The following is a 1,543-nucleotide window of genomic DNA, read 5'->3' as shown; positions in this document are numbered from 1 at the left end:
TGGATCAAAATACTTCTGCTCAATTAAAAACTCTGCTTGAACGTTTAGAAAGCCCAATCGAAATTGTGGCCACCTTAAACGCTTCTGATAAATCAAACAAAATCAAAGAATTGGTGACTGAAATTGCCGCGCTGTCTGATTTGGTGACTGCACGCTTTGACGGCACAAATTCACGTGCACCAAGCTTCGGCATTGCAAAAAAAGGCGAGCAGCCGCGTGTGAACTTTGCTGGCTTGCCGATGGGCCACGAGTTCACTTCTTTGATTCTGGCCTTGCTTCAAGTTTCCGGCTATGCGCCGAAAGTGTCTGATGAAGTGCTGGCGCAAATCAAGGGCCTGAACTTGACGGCAGACTTTGACGTATTTGTATCTTTAAGCTGCCATAACTGTCCTGACGTGGTTCAGGCGCTGAACCTGATTGCGATTTACAACCCGGGCGCCACTGCAACCATGATCGACGGCGCATTCTTCCAGGACGAAGTGGAAGAACGCAAAATCATGGCGGTGCCGATGGTCTTCCAAAACGGCGAGCATATCGGCCAAGGGCGCATGACCTTGGAAGAAATCATTGCCAAACTGGACAGCGGCGCAGCAGCCAAAGATGCTGAGAAATTAAATGCCAAAGGCGCATTTGATGTGCTGGTGATCGGCGGCGGCCCTGCAGGTAATACCTCTGCGATTTATGCAGCGCGTAAAGGCATTAAAACCGGAATTGTGGCTGAGCGCATGGGCGGTCAGGTCATGGATACCATGGACATTGAAAACTATACCTCTATTCAAAAAACCCAAGGCCCTAAATTCGCAGCGGCGATGGAAGAGCATGTGCGTGAATACGGTGTAGACATCATGAACCTGCAGCGCGTATCGGACATTAAAGGCGCAGACCAAACAGCAAACGGCCTGGTGGAAGTGACTTTAGATAATGGCGCGAAGCTTGAATCTAAAACTGTAATTCTGTCGACTGGCGCGCGCTGGAGAGAGATGAATGTTCCGGGCGAAAAAGAGTACAAAACCCGCGGCGTGGCTTACTGCCCGCACTGTGACGGCCCGCTGTTCAAAGGCAAGCGTGTTGCGGTGATAGGCGGCGGCAACTCCGGTGTGGAAGCGGCGATTGACCTTGCGGGCATTGTAGAGCATGTAACTTTGGTTGAATTTGATACCAAGCTGCGTGCAGACCAAGTGCTGCAGGACAAGCTGAACAGCCTGCCGAACACCACGGTGATTTTGAATGCTTTGTCTACTGAAGTGGTGGGCGACGGTTCACAAGTGACTGCGCTGAAATACAAAGACCGCGCAACAGATGAAATCAAAACCATCGAGCTGGCAGGGATCTTCGTTCAAATCGGCTTGCTGCCGAACACGGATTTCTTGAAAGGAACAGGTGTCGAACTTTCCAGCCGCGGTGAGATTGTGATTAACGAGCGCAACGAAACCAATGTAAAAGGTGTATTTGCAGCTGGTGACTGCACCACAGTACCGTACAAGCAAATCATCATTGCAACGGGTGAAGGCGCGAAAGCATCATTGTCCGCTTTTGATTACAT

At 50.4% G+C, this 1,543-nt stretch carries 1 protein-coding gene; it reads left to right on the top strand.

What is annotated here, in order from left to right; translation table 11 throughout:
• A partial coding sequence (gene ahpF / locus OKC24_RS19625) for an alkyl hydroperoxide reductase subunit F (protein ID WP_265466281.1) occupies positions 1 to 1,543 on the top strand: 1,543 nt, incomplete at both ends.

This window comes from Acinetobacter entericus, from assembly GCF_026168575.1.
GTDB lineage: Bacteria > Pseudomonadota > Gammaproteobacteria > Pseudomonadales > Moraxellaceae > Acinetobacter > Acinetobacter bouvetii.
Note: the sequence above shows the minus strand (reverse complement) of the source record. Positions and strands in the feature narration are given on the sequence as shown.